Origin of the sequence: Halovenus salina, from assembly GCF_026410925.1 — an archaeon.
Classification (GTDB): Archaea; Halobacteriota; Halobacteria; order Halobacteriales; family Haloarculaceae; genus Halovenus; species Halovenus salina.
Map to the genome: position 1 here is coordinate 1,862,819 of NZ_CP112972.1, position 21,692 is coordinate 1,884,510.

17 protein-coding genes are annotated in these 21,692 nt (G+C 61.0%); 12 read left to right on the plus strand and 5 right to left on the minus strand.

Annotated features, from left to right (window positions below):
* Window positions 1-53: 53 nt before the first annotated feature.
* Complete coding sequence (locus OSC37_RS09410; protein ID WP_267161215.1) at window positions 54-185, plus strand: hypothetical protein; 132 nt, start codon at window positions 54-56, stop codon at window positions 183-185.
* Between the two features lie 15 nt (window positions 186-200).
* On the opposite strand, the gene OSC37_RS09415 is transcribed toward OSC37_RS09410, so the two are convergent.
* Window positions 201-1,760, minus strand: a complete 1,560-nt coding sequence (locus tag OSC37_RS09415; protein WP_267161216.1) for a Cdc6/Cdc18 family protein — start codon at window positions 1,758-1,760, stop codon at window positions 201-203.
* A gap of 893 nt (window positions 1,761-2,653) precedes the next feature.
* Here OSC37_RS09415 and OSC37_RS09420 point away from each other — a divergent pair.
* The 5 genes from OSC37_RS09420 (at window position 2,654) to OSC37_RS18980 (ending at window position 5,257) form a co-directional block, all read left to right on the plus strand.
* Window positions 2,654-3,301: an Era-like GTP-binding protein gene (locus tag OSC37_RS09420; RefSeq protein ID WP_267161217.1), complete on the plus strand. Its 648-nt coding sequence runs from the start codon at window positions 2,654-2,656 to the stop codon at window positions 3,299-3,301.
* A gap of 4 nt (window positions 3,302-3,305) precedes the next feature.
* Window positions 3,306-3,686: a DUF2073 domain-containing protein gene (locus OSC37_RS09425; RefSeq protein WP_267161218.1), complete on the plus strand. Its 381-nt coding sequence runs from the start codon at window positions 3,306-3,308 to the stop codon at window positions 3,684-3,686.
* Between the two features lies 1 nt (window position 3,687).
* The gene (locus tag OSC37_RS09430; RefSeq protein WP_267161219.1) at window positions 3,688-4,347 is read left to right on the plus strand and encodes an OapC/ArvC family zinc-ribbon domain-containing protein; all 660 of its coding nucleotides are present in this window, start codon (window positions 3,688-3,690) and stop codon (window positions 4,345-4,347) included.
* A gap of 88 nt (window positions 4,348-4,435) precedes the next feature.
* Window positions 4,436-5,134: a hypothetical protein gene (locus OSC37_RS09435; protein ID WP_267161220.1), complete on the plus strand. Its 699-nt coding sequence runs from the start codon at window positions 4,436-4,438 to the stop codon at window positions 5,132-5,134.
* A 42-nt stretch (window positions 5,135-5,176) separates the two neighbouring features.
* Window positions 5,177-5,257, plus strand: coding sequence for a hypothetical protein (locus tag OSC37_RS18980; RefSeq protein WP_368409580.1), 81 nt, complete (start codon window positions 5,177-5,179; stop codon window positions 5,255-5,257).
* Window positions 5,258-5,285: 28 nt separating this feature from the next.
* Here the strand turns inward: OSC37_RS18980 and mdh are convergent, their stop codons facing one another.
* Complete coding sequence (mdh, locus tag OSC37_RS09440; RefSeq protein WP_267161221.1) at window positions 5,286-6,200, minus strand: malate dehydrogenase; 915 nt, start codon at window positions 6,198-6,200, stop codon at window positions 5,286-5,288.
* 91 nt (window positions 6,201-6,291) lie between these two features.
* Here mdh and OSC37_RS09445 point away from each other — a divergent pair, with 91 nt between their 5' ends.
* The 6 genes from OSC37_RS09445 to OSC37_RS09470 all read left to right on the plus strand — a co-directional run bounded on the left by OSC37_RS09445 (window position 6,292) and on the right by OSC37_RS09470 (window position 14,480).
* Entirely contained in the window at window positions 6,292-6,993 is a 702-nt protein-coding gene (locus OSC37_RS09445; protein ID WP_267161222.1) for an Sjogren's syndrome/scleroderma autoantigen 1 family protein, read from the plus strand.
* Window positions 6,994-7,060: 67 nt separating this feature from the next.
* Complete coding sequence (locus tag OSC37_RS09450) at window positions 7,061-8,185, plus strand: hypothetical protein (RefSeq protein ID WP_267161223.1); 1,125 nt, start codon at window positions 7,061-7,063, stop codon at window positions 8,183-8,185.
* A gap of 81 nt (window positions 8,186-8,266) precedes the next feature.
* Window positions 8,267-9,352, plus strand: a complete 1,086-nt coding sequence (locus OSC37_RS09455; RefSeq protein WP_267161224.1) for a hypothetical protein — start codon at window positions 8,267-8,269, stop codon at window positions 9,350-9,352.
* A gap of 2 nt (window positions 9,353-9,354) precedes the next feature.
* The gene (locus OSC37_RS09460; protein WP_267161225.1) at window positions 9,355-10,026 is read left to right on the plus strand and encodes a hypothetical protein; all 672 of its coding nucleotides are present in this window, start codon (window positions 9,355-9,357) and stop codon (window positions 10,024-10,026) included.
* Entirely contained in the window at window positions 10,023-11,639 is a 1,617-nt protein-coding gene (locus OSC37_RS09465) for an ATP-binding protein (protein WP_267161226.1), read from the plus strand. The genes OSC37_RS09460 and OSC37_RS09465 overlap by 4 nt, the downstream gene beginning before the upstream one ends.
* A 3-nt stretch (window positions 11,640-11,642) precedes the next feature.
* Window positions 11,643-14,480 (plus strand): outer membrane protein assembly factor BamB family protein, encoded by a 2,838-nt coding sequence (locus tag OSC37_RS09470; protein ID WP_267161227.1) that lies wholly within the window; start codon window positions 11,643-11,645, stop codon window positions 14,478-14,480.
* Here OSC37_RS09470 and OSC37_RS09475 read toward each other — a convergent pair.
* From OSC37_RS09475 to OSC37_RS09485, 3 genes are read right to left on the minus strand one after another with little or no spacing between them, the layout of a single operon-like run.
* Complete coding sequence (locus OSC37_RS09475) at window positions 14,437-17,232, minus strand: COG1361 family protein (protein WP_267161228.1); 2,796 nt, start codon at window positions 17,230-17,232, stop codon at window positions 14,437-14,439. The two genes, OSC37_RS09470 and OSC37_RS09475, sit on opposite strands and share 44 nt — an antisense overlap.
* Window positions 17,225-18,229 carry a hypothetical protein gene (locus OSC37_RS09480; RefSeq protein ID WP_267161229.1) on the minus strand — a complete coding sequence of 335 codons (1,005 nt, stop codon included), beginning with the start codon at window positions 18,227-18,229 and terminating at the stop codon, window positions 17,225-17,227. The genes OSC37_RS09475 and OSC37_RS09480 overlap by 8 nt, the downstream gene beginning before the upstream one ends.
* A 10-nt stretch (window positions 18,230-18,239) precedes the next feature.
* Complete coding sequence (locus tag OSC37_RS09485) at window positions 18,240-21,692, minus strand: hypothetical protein (RefSeq protein ID WP_267161230.1); 3,453 nt, start codon at window positions 21,690-21,692, stop codon at window positions 18,240-18,242.

Genomic DNA, 21,692 nt, shown 5'->3' on the forward strand with positions numbered 1-21,692 from the left:
CTGTAGAGGCGACAGCACACCATACTTATTCCTCGTGGTCCCGAACCACTGCTGTGTCACTGAAAGGGCTGAAGCAATCACTCAGGCGGCTCGTTGGGCTGGTGTCGGCCGGCGGAACAATGGACCATCCGGCAAACGGCGGCATGGTGCGTGAGAGTCAAGAAGACGAGGACAGCGAAGACTGAGCGCAGACCGGCTGGTCAGTTGTCGAATCTGGCCTGAACGAACGGCTGTGCATCCTCGATGTCACCGAGCCGGGAGTCAGAGACGAGGACACCCTCCGTCTCTTCGACAGGGACAGAAACGCTGATTTCTTTTGTCCGACCGTACCGCCCTTTCGAGACGACAACTGCGTTGACGATGCCGAGCATGTCGAGCTCGCTGATGAGGTCGGTGACCCGCCGTTGTGTGAGGACGTCGGCATCGATTTCCTCACAGAGACGCTTGTAGATGTTGTACACCTCGCCGGTGTTGATGTTGTGGACGCCCTGTTTCTCCAGCAGAATGATGGCAAAGAGCACGAGCTTGGACTGCTGTGGGAGCGTCCGAACCACCTCGATGACCCGGTCGAGTTCGATTTTCTCCTGGGCCTGTCTGACGTGTTCCTCCTCAACATTGTCGGTCGTGTCTCGCTCAGCCAGTTCACCGGCCGTCCGGAGCAGATCGAGCGCCCGTCGGGCGTCACCGTGTTCCTGTGCGGCAAAGGCCGAACAGAGCGGAATCACGTCGTCGGTGAGCGCGCCGCCTTTGAACGCCACCTCCGCGCGGTGCTGGAGGATGTCGCGCAGCTGGTTTGCGTCGTACGGCGGGAAGACGATCTCCTCCTCGCCGAGGCTGGACTTGACACGAGGGTCGAGGAAATCGGTGAACTTCAGGTCGTTCGAGATGCCCATGATGGAGACCCGTGAGCGTTCGAGTTCGGAGTTCATCCGCGAGAGATTGTAGAGCGTGTCGTCACCTGATTTCTCGACGAGTTTGTCGATCTCGTCGAGCATGATGACGACCACGCGCTCGCGGAAATCGACCGCCTCGAAAAAAGAGTTGTAGACTCGGTCTGTCGGCCAGCCGGTCATCGGTACTTCGTCGAACCCGTCCCGTTTCGACTCGAGGTCCTCGACCCGGGCCTGCACATCCTCGGCAGAGGTGAACTGGGTCTCGCCGAGTGCCTCATTGCCGTCTTCACGCGCGCGGTCGCGGAGCGACCGGAGGTCCTCTAGCTCGTCTTCGATTGCGGCCTCGTTCTGTTCGATGAACGTGTTGGCAAGCTGTGCGAGGACCCGATACTGTGTGTCGGTCACCTCGCAGTTGATGTACTGGACCTCACAGGGGACTTCGTACTTCTGGGAGGTGGCCTCGAGCTCTTCGCTAACGAACTTCGCGCTCGCGGTCTTGCCCGTGCCAGTCTTTCCGTAAATCAGAATGTTCGAGGGCGTGTCGCCACGGAGCGCCGAAACCAGTATCGTGGCGATGTTGTTGATCTGCTCCTCGCGGTGAGGGAGTTTTCGAGGCGTGTAGGAGGGACGCAGCACCTCTTTGTTCTCGAAAATCGGCTCGCCGCTGAGGAGGTCGTCGAACAACCCGGCTGAAGAATCTTCGTCGTCTTCGAGCAGATCATCGAGCGATGAGGTCCGGTCCTCGGCCGGCGGAGCAACGTTCTCGGCCCGTTCATCTGCCGACGGCTCCGAGCTGTCGTTCTCAGAGATGACACTCTCGTCGAACGGCGACCCGCTGTCATCGACCGATTTGTCCCCATTTGTCATGAGCGATAGGACCCCTTTGTTTCTACTGGAAATCTGCCTACGCGTGTGGAGAACCCATTGAGAGCGGCTATACGCCGCAAATTCGGGAGATGTGTATCACGGGTGTGTCCACTTGAACCAGATGAAATGGCGGTTGTGCGTCTATTAAAGATTTCGATTACGTATACAGACGATAACTCGAGTGTCGTTGTTAAGAACAATCGAATCGGCAGAAACCCTCGAAAAAGCAGTAACAACGGTGAGTGTTCGATTCGAGTTGAAACAGAGGGGTTGGGGATGTACACAGCAACAGAGGGAAGCTGCAGGGTCGGGCAGCCCTTTGTGTGTATTGCCTTCGAAGTCTTCGAGATTTTTGAGAAGCCGACAGACAGAGTCCACGTGTACTGTTACCGAAGCGTGTGAATTGAAGGGGAATTATTCGTTCGAGGGGAAACGGTGGGGTAACCCCCCCCACCCCTTCGTTTCAGGTGGAACGAGAAAATGAAGGGGAGGGGTCACAGACTGAGAGAGAATTGTCCTTCTAGCGGGAAAGATTTAAGTTAAATACAGTAATACCATACCCGCACTAGAGAAAAATAGATTTTAGGTGGTTATTTTCTTATTTTACCTAGTAACATTCTGAACACAACTAGATGTTACTACAAGAATCGTTACCGGTGTGTGTTTTACTCTATTCGAATTTGTATCATAACTTTCTCAGTCCACCCGCAGCTGTGGTGTTGGGGTGTCGGTCTTGGTCTGTTCCACTTGAAACGAAGGGGTGGGGGGCTGACCAACTCCTTTCGCTGGAATCCCTGATAAAGTGTAACAATTAAAATGATTGTCTGACGTATAGTTAAGTGATTTCCGTGGTCTCATTGGGATAAGCCCTGTTCAGGGGTCGGGAGTTAAGGATGGGACTGATTACAAACTTGAGATCCAGCATATCACGGGCAGCATCGACACTGTTTGCCGACGCAGAGCCCAAGCGAATCGGCATCTATGGACCGCCGAACGCTGGGAAGACGACGTTGGCTAACCGCATCGTGAGGGACTGGACGGAACACGGCGACGCCGTTGGACCGGAGAGTCACATTCCACACGAAACGCGGCGTGCTCGCCGGAAGGAAAACGTCGAGATAGAGCGTGACGGGAAGACGGTGACAATCGACGTGGTCGATACGCCGGGTGTGACGACCAAGGTTGACTACACCGAGTTCCTCGAACACGACATGGAGGAAGACGACGCCGTCCGTCGGTCTCGTGAGGCGACCGAAGGCGTCGCGGAGGCCATGCACTGGCTTCGCGAGGATGTCGACGGCGTCATCTACGTCCTCGACGCCACAGAGGACCCGTTCACGCAGGTCAACACGATGCTCATCGGCATCATCGAGAGCCAGGACCTCCCGGTCTTAATTCTCGCGAACAAGATCGACCTCGAGGAGGCTAGCGTCCAACGCATCCGGAACGCGTTCCCCCAACACGAGACGATTCCGTTGTCGGCACTCGAAGGCGACAACATGGACGAGGTTTACGACAAGATAGCGGAGTACTTCGCGTGATACCATGGCAGAAGTGAAACAACCGGACGGCGTGCAGATTGACCTGATCAGCGGCGAGCGCATGGAAGGGCTCGCCAGCATGGAGAAGATTCGGATAATTCTCGACGGTGTCCGTGAGGGCAACATCGTCATCCTCGAAGAGGGACTCTCCCCGGAGGAGGAATCCCGGCTCATCGAGGTGACGATGACCGAAATCAGCCCCGATGAGTTCAACGGCATCGAGATCGAGACCTACCCCAGCTCGGAGTCGAGCAAGTCGGGACTGTTCGACCGTCTGATGGGCAACGACTCGGACAAGAAACTCACCGTCATCGGACCGGCAAACCGCATCGAGACGCTCCATAAAGACGAAACCCTCATCCAGACGCTCGTCTCCAGAAAATAAGATGCCACACGAGTGTACCGACTGCGGCCGCGCGTTTGAGGACGGCTCGAAGGAGATGCTCTCGGGGTGTCCCGACTGCGGCGGCAACACCTTCCAGTTCCGTCCGGACGGCCAAAGCGGGGACGGCGACGCCGCGACCGCACCTGACCCGCCGGAACCAGAAGTGAACAGCACCGTCGCGCGGACCGTCGGCAACGCGGCCACGGCTGTCCGTGACCTCGTCGGCGCTGACGAGTCGCCGGGACGTCTGGACGAGACGACAGATTCGGCCCCCGATCCCTCTGTTTCCAGTGGAGACCGTCCACCTGAAACATCTGGCTCCGAGCCGTCCCATATCACCGCAGAACAGGCCGCACACGAGGACGCGGCCCAGGCGAGCGCCCGGAGCGAGATTGTCTCGCCGGATGACCTCCCAGAGCGGACGCCGTCGCCGACACGCGAGCCGTCGGTGCCGGAGACGGCCGAGAATCAACGGGAGGATCGGCCCGGTCTTGACGAACTCCGCGAACAGCTCAACGAGCAGTTCGAGTCTATCCGTGTCGTCGCTCCCGGGCAGTATGAGCTCAACCTCATGGAGCTGTACGACCGCGAGGAGTACATCATTGCGCTCCAGGAGGACGGCAAGTACACGATTCAGGTGCCCGAACGCTGGAGCGAGTGACAGCCGTCTCGCTGTCGGCGCTGGTTCTCACTTGTGATTCTTTCGCACGAATGTTTTTCTTTGTCGAAGTCTAGTGTTTACACGTCTAATGGTGGATGGTAACACACCTACAAACGAGTCAACAGAAAGCGACCAGCGACACCATTCACCGTCGTTACAGGCAGAGATACACCTGCTCGCCAGCTCGAAACTGGGCAGACAGGCAGAGTCGCTGATACCCAGTCAGATCACTGTCCAGGGGTATACCAGTGTCTCGACGTTTCTCGAGGATCTTTCGGGAAAAGTCGCGGTTGTGATTCTCGACGTGAGAGTAGATGGAGATATCCGAGACATCGTCACCCGAACGATACGGGAATCCGAGCACGCACGGGTCACGTTGCTCGCAACCGACGGTGTACAACTCCTTGGATTGGATATTCCCTACGACGAGGCGTTTGTCTTCCCCGAGGAGACCGACGCGTTTGAGTCGGAGATCAGGAGTCTGTACATCAGGTCGTACTACGCAGCAACCATCGAGCGTTACTACAAGATCTGTTTCTCGATGCAGAACCGGAAAACGAAACTTGATGACCCCGAGTCCGACGAGCAACTGCAGCGACTCCAGGGCGCACGCGAGCGTCTGGCGTCACATCTCCGAATGTTCCGACGGGTGCTCTCCGAAGACGACATGGATGCCATCGCCAACCGTGAGCATCGTCTCAAGAGCCTCTCGAGGAACGCAAAGAACAATCCACCGCCCGACGCTATCGGACTCCCGAACGCCTGTCCTAACTGTGGGCTCGACTAGACAGCATGGCACGGCAGCAAACTGCGGAACGGGTACGAGCGAATCGGTGCAGAAACCTGGCGCTGTGTCAACTGTGGCACGATTATGGAGGATATGGACCCGGACAACTACAAAATCGCCTGACTACCGGGCGGCGGGCAGACTGCGAGATCTAGCTAATCTTCTCGTACTGCTCGTCGAGCTTCTCAGCGGCTTCGGCCATCTGCTCCTGTTCGAACTCGTCGAGGTCCCACTCGATGACCTCTTCGACGCCGTCTTCGCCCAGCCGGGCCGGAACACCGAATCCGACGCCTTCGTAGCCGAACTCACCGTCGAGCGCGATTGAACACGGAAGGACTTCTCCGGTATCGTTGAGAATCGCGCTGACGGTGTGGGCGACACCCTGTGCCGGCCCCCACTCGGTTGCGCCCTTGCGCTCGATAACGTTCATCGCGCTCTGCTGGAGGTCTTCGAGAATCTCCTCCTTGTCGTCCTCGGAGAACTCGAGGTCCCGACCGTCGACGCGGACCTTCGAGAAGACGGGGACCTGTGAGTCGCCGTGTTCGCCGAGAATCGTCGCCTCGACGTTCTGGACTGGCACGTCGAAGCGCTGGGAGAGGACGTACCGGAACCGGGCGGAATCGAGCCGGCCGCCGAAGCCGACAACGTGCCCGCGTGGGCGGTCACCGCTCTCGTAGAGGTGACGGTTCAGCAGGTCGACCGGGTTCGAGGTAGTGACGGTGATGAACTCGTCGTTGTGTTCGGCAAGCGAGGACTGGATGTCCTCCATGATGGGCGCGTTGTCGTCAGCCAAATCGAGGCGGGTGTCGCCGGGTTGGCGCGGGAGCCCAGCGGTGATAACGACCACGTCGGAGCCCTCGGTGGCGGCGTAATCGCCCTGCCGGACCTCGGTGTTCGAGTCGTAGGCGATTCCGTGGTTGGCGTCTGCGGCCTGACCGATGGTCACGTCTTCCTGTTCGGGGATATCGACGAAGACCAGTTCGTCGACGACGTCCTGCAGTGCGATGCTGTACCCTGCGGCCGCACCTACGGTGCCCGCAGCACCGACGATGCTTACTTTTGCCATACCTGCATCTCCCGCCGCGCTCCCGTTAAAAATATCGAATCGAGGTTCTTGGCCCGCAACGCATTTTTGCGCCCGCCGACTCCATTCATCCATGAGCGAATTCGACGAGGAGGCCGAACGCGAGCGGCTCCGAGAGAAATACGAGCGCGACCAGCAGAAACGAGAGACCACAGAGAAGATGAGCGAACTCCTCCTCCAGGGAGCGACGATGACGAACGCGCACTGCTCTGAGTGCAACGACCCCATCTTCCGGTACGACGGCCAGGAGTTCTGTGCCTCCTGCGAGAAGCCAGTCGACCGCGAGACCAGTGAAGACGGGCAAAACAGTGCAATCGAAGTTACCGAACCGAGCGACGAGGCCCGCGTCAAATTCGGCGGCAGCAGCGAGCAGACCGACCGCAGCCAGCCCGACAACAGCCAAGACGAAGAGTCGGTCGACCGGACACACCAGCAGTCGTCGACATCGGCACAGGAGGCCTCGACGTCGGCACAGGACACACCGCGCCAGCCGCCATCGAACGGTACTACCGAACAACACACAGCAGACCAGTCGGCCCGAGACGCCCCAGCCGAACACCGGACGACCCGAAACCAGCAGTCCCAGCAACCACAGCGGACGCGACAACAAGCTCACGCTGGCGAGTCTGACGTGGGCGCTGTTCGTGACTCGCTCGTGCGCACGCTCCAGCGGTTCAGCGAGCGCGCAGAGGCGTGTGAGGATCCACAGCGGGCCCGCGAGCATCTCGCCGCCGCTCGCGAAGCAGCCGAGACACTCGAAGCGCTCCGTCGATAGACGGTGTCTGTGGAAATGAATTATATATAACATAAGACTTACCATGTGACGTGATATCGATATAAGCATGGTTCGTCCCGTCAGTACGGAGGTCCTACAGGATATCTGCGAAGAGATCGCGAGGGAGAACTACGGGTTCGTCTATCTGGCCGACCACAAAAGCGAGATCAAAGAGCAGTACGAACAGGCCGAAACCGGGTTCAAGTACACGAACTCGCTGTCGCTGTCGAACATCAAATCGGGGATGCAGGAGATAGCCGACGACGACTTCAACTCCTTTGAGCGGCTGCGCGGTGACGCGTACTTCGTGAATCCGCTCGACAGGGGGTGGGGACAGCGAATCGGTGATGAGCTCGAATCGCTGTTCACGACGAATCTCGTCTTGCACAAGAAACGCTTAGAGAAGAAATTCGACATCGCGCCAAACGATGTCGATTACTTCGCCCGCAAGCTCAGCGAGTCGGGGTACATCGACCGGATTCCGGCCGGGGAACGGGATTACTTCGTCGGTGGTTCCGAGCTGAAAGACGAGACATCGCGGGATATCGGCCTTGACGCCCAGCTCAAAAGCCGCGCTGACGCCGAAGGTAAGCTCTCTCACCGCGAACTCGAAGAGATAATCGACGTGGCAGCAACGGAGAACGTCATCGACTACCTCTCACAGAACGACTTCATCATCGATCTTGACGGCGAGTATCTCGTCCAGGCGGCACTCGACGAGTTCGCACATTCGCTGGCCGACCGCATCGCCGACCAGGTCACAGAGGAGTTCCAGGAGTCGGAGTACGTACTCCACCAACCCGAGTTCGAGCAGGTCATCGAGAACAATATAAACGAGTCGACGACCATCCTGAAAGAGGCCCGTGCGGTCCGCCAGAAGATAATCGCGCGGACAGAGGATGCACTGACGGAGGAACTGGACCTCTCGGAGCGGGCGGCGTACAACATGGTCGTCATGTCCGACCCGAAGCTCGACGGACAGGGATTTGCCGAACTCGTCGACGAGCAGGCCAGAGCGGTCAAAAAACAGGTCGCCCGGAGCGACGTGACGATCACGAAAAGAAGCGAACAGCTGTCTGCGGGCGAAGAGCGGATAGCCGACCTCCAGCTCGGGCGGACACAGAAATCACGCGAGTTCATCCGCGACGAGATTCAGGAGCGGTACGAGGAGATGGTTGATCAAGAGTGGTGAAATGAATTAAGTACTGCGGGCGCGCATAAAACATCATAACTGAGCCGGACATGGACTGCTTCCGAACGGCACACACAAACCATGCAACAAAAGTACGAGAACTTCGACGAACGCGAGATGGGTGACGGGACGTATCTGGTCGGCGACCCCGTTGAGCCCCACGAGGAACCGATTCGAATCGACACCGGCTGGTTCGACGGCGAACCCGGCGAGAAACGCGACTGGGAGTACATCGTCGGGGAGATTGTCGCAAGCGACCTCCAGGAGGGGCTCCAGCTTCAGGAGGGCGGCGAGGGAACAATCTACCGCGACCAGGCCGTCGAGAACATCCTCGACGCTGACTTTGACAGCGACAAATCAATCGTGAACAGAGACCAGGCGACGGCAATCGTCGACTACTTTCTCGAAGAGGGGGCGCTCACGGCTACAGACGGTGAACTCGTGGTGTTACACGACCCGACCGAGCTGACTGGGGAGAGCTCCCGGTTCGACAGCCAGGAGCGGGAGTACCATGTCCTGAGCTGGGCAGCCGCAATCGACACGTGTATCGATTACATGCAGGACACCCTCGATACCTTCGAGGAGGCCCGAGAGCGGCTCAAAGAGGAGACCAGCGACGTCAAAGAGAGCGACGTCTCCGAGGTCGAAAAGGAGGTTGCACGCGTCGGCCAGGAGCTCAAGAACCTCGGCCCGGGCGCACAGGTTCCGGACCCCTCCGAGCTGTCGGCCGACCAGAAAGAACGATACGAGACGCTCAAGGAGGATTTCGCGTACTACAAATCACTCTACGAGGTCAAACAGGAGCAACTGGTCACCGCCGAGAAGGGCATCGAGAAACTCAGACGGAACATCAAACGACTCCGGGGGGCCAAGGATGTCTACGAGTCGAAAGTTGGCGAGATGCGCAAGGCTGCGCTCCAACAGCAGGTGTTCCCGAGTGAGGATATCGACGTGGCACAGAACATGGCGGGGCTGATAACCAGTCTCTCTGATGTCGAAGACCCCAGAGAGATGGCCGAGAACCTCGGCGACGCCGAGGAACTCAACGATTCCGTCGACGATATGATGGAGAGTATTGGGGAGGTGACGGCCTCTGTTGAGGAAGGACTCGACAGCGACGAGCAGGCGGAGATCGAATCCGACGAATCGGAGCTCCAGATCGAATAACAATGTTCGCCCAGTCGGTGTTGTGGTGTGCCCGGGACATCGAAACCAGTCTCATGGCACTCCACGACGAACCGATACTCCGGGGACAGCCCATCACGACCAGAGAAAGCGACAGGGCACGGAGCACCACGCGACAGTTGCTCGAACTGCTCCGGGGTACTGCACTCCACCGACCCAGCAGTGCCGCCGACCGGCGCGACGAGCCCCTCGAACAGGTTCTGGCGGCGATATACGCGACCGAAACGGCCAGCGTCGAGCCGCTCGCCGACACACTCCCGGCAGGTCGTGAGACAATCGAGACACTCGAGTCTGCCGGACAGTTGGAGACCGACCACGGCGAGGTGTATGTCCCGTTGCGAGGAGCGGGCTCGGCACGGAACTGGCCGCCGCTACTCCGGGTGCTCGTCGACCGCCTGGGGGAGTTCGTCGGCGAGGTCCAGACTGTCGTCGAGAAACTCCGGGCCGACGGGGCCGACGGCGATACGCTCGAACTATCACTCGCCCGGTCGCTGCTGCGGCGACTCGAACTGCTTCGGACCGTGTTGCGGTCACAACTCGGGCAGCTACAGGTGGTCAACTACACCGTCTTCGTCGACTCACAGATCGACCAATTTCTCGTTGATGCTGTCCCGGCCGCGTTCGGGGTCGACACCCCCGTGGAGGAACCACTATGACAACCAGAACCAACGCAAACCCGTTTTTCGAGACGGATCACCCGACCAGCCACGTGACAGTCAAAGGAGGCCACATCGACTCCAATCGCGAACTCGTCAAGCTCCGCTGCCAGGGGAAAGAGGCGATGTTCTACGCGAAACCGCCGGACGACGACATCGACGACTTTCTTGCGACTGGGCCATCCGAGGTCCGGATGCACCGGAACGTCGCGACGCTGTTTGGCTCTGACCCCGAGGACATCCGTAGCGCGAGTTCGTTCGTCGTCGACACCTCTGTGACGAAAAACGAGGTTCATGAGTGCCGGTCGGCGACGGTCCACGTCCGGGGCAGTGTCACCAGAGAGAAAGTCGCCAAGCTCCTCCGCAGCCACGAGTACCTCCTTCACGACCTGGAAGAGGTTATCAGCACCAACAAAGGCAACATCCATCTTGATGTCGTGGAACTTTCACCGACTGATTTCACTACAGTCCGGGTGACCGAGAACACCGACCTGGAGTTTCTCGACCCCGACGAGTACGCCGAGCGCCGCCGGAGCGGTGACGGCGAGGGAACCCAGCAACAGGGCGGCGAAGAGGAGACGGACGTGGACATCGACCTCTCACCGGAGAAGCCAACGACAAGCTTCGAGGACGACATCGCCGGTTTGGAGGGTGTCAAAGAGACCGCCCGGATGTTGCTCGCGCTGTATGACCCGGAGACGAAAGCCCAGATAGAGCAGCGATACGGCTCGAAGTTCGCCGCTCGCGGCGGGAGTATGCTCCTCTATGGCCCGCCGGGCTGTGGGAAGACAATTGTCGCCGAGGGAATTGCCTACGAGGCGGCGAACAACACGAACATCGAAGACCAGTACGGCGACGTGAAGTTCCTCCCTGTCAAGGGCGGCGACATCTTGTCGCGGTATCCCGGCGAGGCCGAACGCCGCGTCGAGGCGGTGTTCGAGCGCGCACACGAGATCGCACAGAACGGCTTCGCGGTCCTCTTTTTCGACGAGATAGAGACGCTGATTCCCGACCGCGGCGACGACGACCTCCAGCGCCACGAGCGCTCGCTGACCAACGCTTTCCTCCAGGAGATGCAGACCGACGAGATGGAGGACAACCTCTTCGTCATCGGGGCAACGAACATGCCCTTCACTATCGACCCGGCCGCGAGCCGGCGGTTCCCAGTCCAGGAGTTCATCCCACAGCCAGATTCGACGGTCATGTCCGAGGTCTGGCAGACGGAACTCGCGGAGCTGGAATCCGAAAGCGAGATCGATATCGACATCGATTACGACAGGCTCGGCGGGGCATCGGAGGGGTACACGCCGGCGGAGATTGCTGACAGGGTGCTTGGAACCGACCTCCAGCGCGAGCTGATACAGAGCGTCGTCACGCCGGGCGAGCCGATTACGCCCGACACCCAGTATCTGATGGACAGGCTTGACGACGACGAGCCAAAGACGATCAGACAGTTCATCACGAGCGTCAGCGACGAGATGGACTCGCTGGAAGGGTATCCGGAGATGCGCCGGTACGTCGAGGAACAGAGCGAACGTCTCGGCATCTCTCTCGGGGGCAACGGCGGCGTGTTTGAACAGCTGATGGGTGACGACGGTGGTGGTGACCAGTAGCGCATGAACGATTCTGACTACCACGAGATCGAGACGGTGACGGTCGGCGAGCAGTGGGCTGTCGCGGCCGACAGCAACCGGGTCGCGTTCGGGCGCGGCGACGGCGATGTTATCCTGATCGGAACAGACGGCCGCGAGACCGTCTCCCTCCCGGGGCCAGTCGCCGACATCGACCTCAGCCGGTACCTCCTTGTCCTCTCGACGGAGGAAGTGAGCGCGTACACCACCTCTGGGGTCGAGCTGTGGACACAGACGGTCCCGGCGGCAACCGGGCTCCTCGGACTCGAAGGACGGGACGTACTCGCCGTGCTAACAGAGGAGGGAACCGTGGTTGGACTGGACCTCGAAACCGGCGGCGAGCTCTTCGAGACTCCCCGTCCTCACGACGACTTCTCTGACATCCACCTTGCCGCCGGGGGCGACCGCCTCTGTATCGGTACGTGGTCGTTTGTCGTCTGTCTCGACGCCAGAGGCAACGTGGTCTTCGACCGGAACCTCGACAGCACTGTCGAGGACGTGAGTGTGCTGGACGACCACGTCCTGGCGACGCTCAAAGACGGAACGATTGTCGGACTCGACGCCGAAAGCGGCGAGAGACACTGGAGCAACTCGGCGTCGATTCGCCGGCTTTCGCCGGGCGGAGACAGCCACGTTCCGGCGCTCACCGACTCCGGCATCGCGATGGTCCACGCCGAGGGGCGACTCGAACAGGTCGACGTTGACCCTGGAAACCGGGTCGTCGGCACGACCGACGGAGAGCTGTTCACCGTCACAACGGGCACATCCGCGACGGTGTACCGTCTCGGTCCGTCGCCGTCGGCACAGCTCGAAGCGACCGTTCTCACCGACAGTATCGATGACCAGACGCCGATTCGCGTCTCAGTCGAGAACACCGGCGAGACGTCCGCCGAGGGAACAGTCGAGCTCGAAACCGCACAACAAATCGAACTCGATTCGCGGTACGCACAGCTCACACTCGGTCCCGGGGAGTCCCGTGAAATCGCCTACCGGGTCCGCGAGCTCCCGTCGGCCGACCGGATCGAGTGTACACTGCTCGTCGACGGCGACGAGCTTACGAGTGCCACGATTACTGCTGGGGCACAGCTCACACTGTCAGAAGCGGTCGATGTCGCCGTCGAGCCCGAGCGGGTTGTCGACGGGACTGTCGTCGTTGAGTCGACCGTCGAGAACGTCAGCGACGTGACCATCGAAGCCGTCAAGATCGGCCAACAGCCGGTGCGTCGCGTCGAGGCGGGCTCGTCGGTCACCGCCGAACACGAGTTTTCCCTCGACGGGCGCGACCGGACGGTCTCGGTCGAACTCACCCAGCGGAACTCGACACACACTGTCGACAGCCGTGTCACTATCCCAGACAGCGCGGCTCGGGTGGACATCGAGCGAGCCGATAGCGAGACTCCCTGTATCGACATCACCGTCCGGCCCTCGACGTCGATACCAGCCCGCGGGCAGTTCGATGTCGAACTCCCCGGCGGGCTGACCCTCTCGCGCGAGATCGATCTCGGCGAACACGACCGTCACGTTCTGGCTATCGTGCTACCGCCGTCGGTGGCGACCCGCGAGGAGATTCCCGTTCGTGTCTCGTCGCCGTTGCTCGACGGCGACCGCCAGACCCGGATTGCCGGCTGGTCGGGGACGGATGCTCCGACCGCCTCGTCTCGCCAGTCTACTCCGCAGACGGAGACCACCCAGCGGACAGCGAGCCGCCAACCCGCCCAGAACGACCCGCGCCAGTCCGGCAACACGGGGTCGGACCAGGCCGCCGATCAGGACGAGAAACCACGCGTCAGCGTCGAGCGGAAACTCCCGGAGACGGCGGAGTGTGGCGTCAGATTCACCGAGCGCCTCCGGGTCACCAACGAGTCACGGCGTCCGGCAGAGGACGTGACTGTCGCCGACGCCTCCGACAACTATCACATCGACCGAATCGAGGCCGAGTCATCGGTCGTCCTGACGCGGTATCACACGCTGTTCGAGACAGGAGAACACCGACTCCCACCGGTCGACGCGGCCCAGACGCGCTCGCGCCAGGAAACGATACGCATCGCTGAGCCGGAGATTTGGATGCAGGCTGCGCCGGTCGACGGTGACACGCTCGGGCTCGAAATCGCAAACGACAGCCGCCGTCGGTGTACGCTCACACGGATCGCAGTCAAGACGACACCGGACGACGACTCCGAGACGCACAACTTCGAGGAGCCACCCGTTGTCGAGGCCGGCGAGCAGGAGACGGTCACGCGACAGTTCGACCGGCTGGCGGACGCCGGGCGGGTGACGAGCCAGATACTCGTCGAGTACCGCCACGGGAACTCGACGGAACAGCGACTGACGCTCGCGCCGCGGGTCGAGACAGGCGACAGCGCCACTCAGGGGAGTATCGAGGCGACACTGCTTGACAAGAGCCGCCTCGTCGCCGAGACCCAGGGTGTCGTCGAAGTCGCCGTCGAGAACGACACTGCCCTCCCGTTTCGGGACGCGACCCTGTCGGTCGAGGGCGATATCGTGCTGGACACCGCGCTGTCACAGGACAGCAAGACGGTCTCGGCCTTCGAACCCGGGACGACTGAGACACTGCTGGTCGACGTGATGCCCGAAAGCGCCGAGCAAGAGACGTTCGATGTCGTCGTCGAGGGCACCGTTGACGGGGAACAGGTCACGGAGCGCCAGACGTTTGCTGGGCCCGTTGCCGAGGCCGGCGAGCGGTGGGAAAGAGAGAACTATCTTGCGGAGTGGGAGACGAACGACGACGATACTGCAGTCCGGGTTGGCGAGACCCACCTCACGACTCAGTTTCGGCCCACGGAAGCAGGAAATCGCCGGTGACGGCATCTTCGGCGTCGAGCCGATACCGGTACAGCGCTCGTATCTCCCAGAGGATGAACACCAGGAGCGCAACGCCAAGTGCGGCGCCAAGTCCAATCGAGGCGAGATACGCGTTTTCGTAGGTGGATGCGATATCCGCCCGCTCGGCGGCCGCGACCTCTGCGCGCTCAGTCGCGCCCGCAGCCTCGAAGTTCTCGATTGCGGTGTCGTAGCGTTCGAGGACTCTGTCTGACTCGGCGTTGTACGTCGAGAGCGAGCTGATGAGGAACAGCCGGAATCCGCCGGGTGAAATGAACACGTCTTCGTCCATCTCGTCCTGCAGCTGGCGGGCCGCGATGAGCTCCTCGTTCCCGTCAGAGATGAGTTCGGAGTAGCTGTTGAACGCGTTCTGTGCCTCCTCGCGGAGTTCCGCTGCACGTTGTTCGTTCCCGCTCAGCTCTGTCACCCTGGCGAGTTCCCGCTTTGTCTGAGCCTCTTCGAGCATCGTCGGGTCTCCCTCTTCTAGCTCCTCCAGATAGTGACTCTCTTGACGCTCGATGAGGTCTGAGACGAGCGTTTCGGCGCTTGCCTGTATCTCTGCAGTCCGTGACCTGATCTCGGAGCTGCTCACGTCCTCCACGGCGACGGAGAACGTATTAAACGCCGAGCTGGCCTGCACGAGTGGCCGCTGGGCCTGCGAGAAGTTCCCCTCGTCCATCAGCGACTGTGCCTCTCCTGCCGTATCGATCAAGAGCAGTGAACTGCGCGCCGCGGTGACCATCTGAGTGATATCGCCCCGGGTCGCGTCACCGTCACCCTCCTGTAACAGCTGTTCGAGCTCGCCGAGTGCCGCTGCCATCTCGAGGGCGACGGTTTCGGCCTCACCGCTCGTTCCAGCACCGGCGTCTTCAAGCTCGGTTATTGTCTCGGCGAAGTTGACCGGCTCGGGCACTGCCTGGATGGTTATCGTCGACGTGTTGACGTTCGTCCCGCCCACATCGAACTCCCAGGTGTAGGTCGTATACAGCTCTGCGGTCGTGTCGAACTGGATGTTGACGCCGAACGTCTTCTGTTGGCCCGAGTTGAGCCGTTCGGGCTCTTGTGTCACCGTCAACCACCCCTCCTGGGGACCGGCCACCCGTCGTATCGAGAACCCTGCAACTGCCTGGTAGCCGAGTCGCTCTCGGATGTTCACCGTCTCGTCTGTCTGGTCGGTGACGATGAGCTCGCCGACATCGACAGAGGTCTGGTCGACTACCAGCTCGGTCTCATGTTCGATGCCGACGTTCCCGGTGACCGTCACAGAGCCTGTCTGCTCACCGGGCGCTGTCGTCGGCTCGTTGGCCGTCAAATCGAGTTCGACTGCCCACGACCCCGCCGAGGAATCACTCGATGCGAGCACCTCGACGGTGATTGTTCCGGTCGACCCTGGGCCGATTGTGCTCGGCCCGCCGACGATCTCAGCGTCGATATCGGGGTTGTTCGGCACGCCCGCATCCACGTTCTGTAGCTCCATCGGCAGATCGCCGCCGTTAGCGAGGTCGACGGTGACTCTGTCGGTAAACTCGTCTGTCTCGGACCGTGGCTCATCGAAGACCAGCTGGCTGTCGCCCATCGACAGCTCCTCGTAGTAGGGGGGATAGAGCACCTCTGCGGTGAACGTCACCTCCTCTTCTGCCTCGATACCGTCGTCAGCGTTCGGGCTGAAGGAGACATCCCACTCCAGCTGTTCGCCCTGGTCTGCGTTTCCGTCGACATCGATCTCGACGGTCTGGGTCGCCGACCCGCCGGTGCGGATGTTGCGACTACTGAGCCCCGGGAACGATATCGAGCCCTGACTGTCTCCGGAGGTGACCGACGCCTCGACGCCATCGATATCGGTGTACCCATTGCGCTCGGTGAGCGTCAGCGTTCCTTCTCCGTTCTCACCGACCAGAATCTCGCCGAGGTCGACCGTCCGCTGGCCGGTACCGACCGCGGGCGGCTTCGAGATGTCGACGGTCACCGTCGTCGACTCGGAGTTCCCCAGCGAGTCAGTGACTGTCACCGAGAAGCTGTGTTCGCCTTCGGAGATGTAGTCTTCGACCTCGATGTCGAGCACTCCGATTTCTGTGTCCCCGCCGTCGATCCGGTCGGGGAGGCCGCCGGAGGTGACCGATAGCCCCCGTGGCGTCCCCGAGATATCGATATCCTCCACGTCCATGTAGCCATCGCCGCTGTTGCGAATGTCGATACCCGCCTGCAACTCGAGCGTCGAGCCGTCGTCTGGCTCGAAGGTCCCCTCCTCGGATTCATCGACGATCGTTCCGAACTCGGGTTCGAGGATCTCCACGGTCGCAGAGAGGGTCTCCGAAGGCGGATTCTCGTTTTTGCCGTCACTGTATTGAATATCGACGCTTGAGTCGATGCTGTACGTTCTCTCGCTTGCGTCAGACGACGCCCCGACGGTGTAGGTAACTCGGTAATTCGTTCTTCCGTCCACCCGGAAATTCTTGTCGTTCCCCGACCTGGCTCCGCCAATCTCTTCCCACCCCTCGAACTCGAAGTTAACGTCGCTAGAGTAGACACTGCCCTCGCTAATCGTCGCGCTGGTCGCGTTTTCGAGCGTCGTGAAGGTATACGAGACCGTCGCGCTGTCAGTGTCGCTGTCGTCGGCGGCCTGGAGTTCGAGGGTCACCGAGGACGACTGTGCGTCGACGATACCCGGAAGCGCCACGACGCCGGCGACCGCCAGACAGACGACCACCAGCGCGAGACTGGCGTGCTTACGCATTGAGCATCTCCCCCATTAGGATAACATCCCCGTACTGTGCGTCGGTGAGGTCACGCTTCCAGAGCATCAGCCGCCAGGTGACGAGTGCGGCAATCAGTCCGACCACTGCACTGTAGCCTAACACGATGGCAACACCCGCCATCGCGAGGTTCTGATTGTACTCCTGGGCCTGCTCGCGGGCTCCGGTCAGTTGACTTTCGCGCTCTGTGAGCCCGTGTTTTTCAGCGAGTCCAACGCCCTCTTCGCCGGCCGACAGCGCCGACAGCGAGTCGGCGTACATTCCGAACACGGCGACGTGCTGTCCGCTGATCAGTGACGCCACGTCGTCACAGTCCGTACACGTATCGAGGAATCCAGTCACCGCCGTGTCTGTCCCGTTTATTGTCTCGACGTCCGTCTCGAACTGCTGTGTGGTTCTGTCCGCCCGGAGTACGATCTGGCCGTACCGCTCGGTCGCGCTGGCCTTGTTGTAGCTCAGTGCGGCCTGTCCGAGCACGTCGAGACGCTGTGGCGTGTTCTCGATTCCTTCGGCCCTCGACAGCAGTGTCTGTCCCGTCTGTTCGTAGAACCGGTCGAGTGCGATATCGGCCAACACTGCGTACTGTTCGCCCTGTGGAATCTCGCGGAGTTCGGCTGTCAGCTCTCGGGAGTCGTTGCCGAGCGCGAGCGCCCGGTCGTAGGACTCGTTTTGCTGATACTGGTATGCCTCGTCGAAGGTCCGCAACAGTTCCAACAGGAGGTCCAGGCGCTGTGCCTTCGCGTCGGTAAACTCTCCGACCTGCACGTCCTGGACTGCCTGTGACCGCATCACCTCAAACTCGTTGTGGGTCTCGAAGGATTCGGTCCCTTCGAGGTCCTGGAACGTCGTCAGGAACTCTTCGGGTGTCTCTGGCTGTTGCTGTGTCGCGTCCGTCCCCGTGACGACCCCGCCCAGTCCACACAGCAGACACAGCGTCGCGATGAGTGCTATCGTGTACGTCGTGGTTTTTCTGTTCATGGTAGCCCCGTTAGTATACCGTCTGTTCGAGTCGCTTCCGCAGCTCCCGGTGCTCGAACACCGATTCGACCGCATCGAGCATCAGGAGGGCGACAAAGATGGACGCCGCCACCTCCAGCTCGTCGAGCCCGCCCTGGTCGCGGAGCAGATCTCTGAGCCCCTCCCACATCTCGCGGGTCGGACTCACCTCCGCCAGCTCCCGCAACTCGGCGCTGATGGTCTCGTCGACGTCTTCGAGCTGTTCGTTGACCTCGGCACGCTGCTGACCGACATCCCGACTTGCTTCGCGCAGCATGTCCGCGATGTCGACGTTCCCCCGCCACTCGACAGTCGCCTGCGGGAGGTCCGAACACGCCGAGAAGAGATTGACGTTGCGCTGTGAGGTGAGGACCGTGTCCATCGTCGCTGTCGTCTCCTCGACCGCGCTGAGCAACGCCTCGACGGCGGCGTCTGGATCCGTGTTGTACTTCAGGAATGGATGGCCCGACCGCGGAACCCGTTCGACCGCATCGAGGACAGCGTGCAGGACGCTCGCGTAATACCCCTGAATCGCGTCGTCGCGCCGTGACGACTGCGCGATCTCGTCCAGTTCGTTGCGGAGTTCTCGAATCTGCCGTTTGTGGTCCCTCGAGAGGCTGTACTCGAATCTGACCGTCACGTCTCGCCTGTCTCTGGACCCCTCCTCGATGCGGGCCGACTGCTCGGTGACACTGAACGCCCCGCTCGTGGTCGGCAGGTCGACAGTGAGGTCGTATCTACCGATGAGAAGGTCCCGGAACTCGACTGCGCCGCGTTCGTCGGTCGTTCCCGTCTCCTCCTCTCGTGGCGTGTTCTGACGCCGTGCTGTCACCGAAACACCCGCCACGGAGTCTCGCCCGAGTGTCGCGGTCACGTGGAGCTGTCCCACCCGTGGCTCCAGAACCACTCGGGGCTCGTTGTTCCGGGAGGCGTCGACAGAGACGGTGTTAGCCTTGTAGAGGTCGTGCTCGGCGGTGATTTCGACCGAAGCTGTATCCGCAGGCAGTGTCGCCTGGAAGCGGCCGTCTCTGTTGGTCGCGCCGCGGTCGGTGTAGGACGACGACTCGACGACGACATCGGCGTTTCCGACCGGGCTCCCGTCGCTGCTTTCGACCTGCACGGCCAACGTCTTTCCTGGGACCTGTAACCGGAGCGTGCCAGCCCCGTTGCGGATGCTCTCGGTTTGTTCGATGGTCTGCCCGTGTGTCTCTACTTTGAACATCCACTTGCCGGGCTCGAATGAGTCACTGGCCGTGCCGCCTCGTACCGACAGCCGCTGCTCGTTCGTCGAGGGGCTGTTCCGTGCCGGTCGCACTCCCGTGTTTCGCCTGGACTGTTGTTTTGCCTGGATGGTCGCCCGAGTATCGACCCGCTCCCTAGTGAGTGCGTCGACGAGCACTATCTGCACGTCGACAGGGCCCGACTTCCTGCCCCCGGCTGCCTGCTCCTGTGAACTCGACCGGTGTTTCCCGGACCAGAGCGAGAGACCAGTCCCGGCAAGCGTCCCGTATCCGGTCCCGACGCCGATGCCGAGTACTGACTGGTCGACGACCTGGCCGGCCATCACCAGAATACCGGTGACGCCAATTCCGGCCGCGAGAGCGAGAGCAAGTGCCTGTAGGTCCTGTGGCTTTTTCTGGAGAATCAGAAAGCCTCCCATGACCAGGCTCGTCCCGCCGACGACGCCGATACCGAACTCCATTCGCGGCACCAGGAAGTACACCAGAAACGAGAGGCCGAGCGCGTTGCTTGCGACCCATGCGAACAGCCCGTATCCGCCAGGCTCGCCGACGACGGGCACCCGCGCCAGCTTGAATACACCTAACAGGAGGACGACGACCGTCGCGGTGGCGAACCAGCCGACGCCGAACGGCATGGCCCACCCGTCCGGAACGAGAATCAACCCTGCGCTGTTGGCACCACCCGTGTCACTCTCGGTGAGGGTCACGTCCAGCCGTTCGATGACTGTCTCGTCGCTGTTGAACAACACCAGGGAGACGGTCTCACCTTCACCCGGCATCTGGTCGATACTAGAGATGTCGAGCAACCCGGTCGAGCCGTTGACGTGCGTGGCGTTAAGCTGGGTCAGCGTGCCGTTGTGTTGGAGCCAAACCGTCTTGGCGTCGCCCAGCGAAACGCCGGAGCCCGAGAGATTAAGCTGTTGACCATCTATTTGGGCCGTTACCTCCGCGACTGACGCCAGCGACGCACGTTGGCTCCCGTCCTCGAACAGCGGTTCGCCTTCGAACAGCGTGTGGCCGTCCGGACTCGTCACCGAGATGGTAACCTCGTCGGCGACGAACGTGCTGTCGGCGCTCTCCGGAAGCGATAGTCCCGATTCGTCGGCCTGCTTTTCGAATGTTAGCCGTCCGTCTGGTCCTGTCGTCTCGATTGTCACGCCGTAGCTTTCCTCGGAGAACAACAACGGATGACTCACCGTCCGCTGGTCTGCACTGAACGTCGGAGCACCCGCGATGTCTCGTGCCAGCCCGAACACTCCGCTGTCGTCGAACGGCACCCGGAGGCTGTCGACCACCGACGCCCCTCCTCCTTGGACCGACAGCGTGGTGTTCCCCGAGAGCAACACTGTGTCGGCGATCTCCGAGAGGTCGAGCGTGCCGTAGCTGCCTGCCTGGAGTGTCTTGGTCTCCTCGGCGGCCGCGACGGTCACGTTGTACTCACCATCGGCGAAGACGAGGCCGTACTTTAGGGCGAGCGTTTCATTATCACCGTCGGTGCTTATTATCGGCGGGTCGACTCTGCTCGGCAGATTGAGGTCTTCGATGACCGCCGTTTCGCCTGCGCTGTCGGGGAACGCGACGACGTCGAACGGCTCGAAGATGTTGAATGCCGTGTGGTTCTCGGCCAGGGGCACGCTCAGGCTCCTGTTCTCGTTTGCCGGCTCGAATGTGGCGTCGACTGTCGTCTCGCCGGCCAGCGCCATCGGAACAGCGTCGCCGACACCGACCAGCTCGGTCGCCGTCACGTTCAGGCTGCCGTCCGCGAACCCGACGGAATCCTCGAAGCGGGCCGCGGCCAGATTCTGCTCGGATTGTGTCTCCTCGACCACTGTCTCATTCTGTTTGAGGGCCACGTCGACGGTCGCTGCCGACAGGTTTTCATCTTCAGGGAGACCACCGGGGAAATCGAACAGGTCCAGTGCGACTTGTGTCTGGTTGTTGTCGGTCTCGTTCACCACATCGTCACCGGTCGACAACGTCTCGTTCACCACCTCGCCGCTCTCGTTGACCACGAGACGGATGGTATCGAAGTTGCCGGTCTGGTTGGCGTCGACTGTGAGTTCTAGACTGTTGTCCGTTCGCTCGACGGTGATATTACCCTCGTCGGTCTGTGCGACCGCGGGGCTCGTGGCTGCTCCGAGTACGACAAGCGCGCCGACAAACGCGAGTGCGACGAGCACTCCGGCGGGTGCATTGGTCCTCAT